Below are 327 nucleotides of genomic sequence, written 5' to 3'. Positions count from 1 at the left end.
ACCAAGGACGGCGTGCTGGTCGCCCGGCATGAGAACAACATCGTCGGCACCACCGACGTGGCGTCGCACCCGGAGTTCGCCGCACGCAAGACGGTGAAGACGATCGATGGCGAGCGGCAGGAGGGCTGGTTCACCGAGGATTTCACGCTCGCCGAGTTGAAGACGCTGCGCGCGGTCGAGCGGCTGGGGACGATCCGCACCGAAAGCCGAAGCTATGACGGGCAGTTTCAGGTCGTCACGCTGGACGAGGTGATCGACTTCGTCGCGGCGGAGGCGGCAGCGCGCGGAAGGGTGATCGGGCTGGTACCCGAGCTGAAGCATTCGACC

Annotated in this window: 1 protein-coding gene; it reads left to right on the top strand. The window is 66.1% G+C overall.

Annotation, left to right across the window (positions count from 1 at the left end; all coding sequences use genetic code 11):
* Positions 1-327, top strand: a 327-nt coding sequence (locus tag AC0IYH_RS30350) for a glycerophosphodiester phosphodiesterase family protein (RefSeq protein ID WP_471837851.1), incomplete at both ends; no start/stop codon positions are given.

The organism is Pseudomonas sp. AC463, assembly GCF_979253585.1.
Note: the sequence above shows the minus strand (reverse complement) of the source record. Positions and strands in the feature narration are given on the sequence as shown.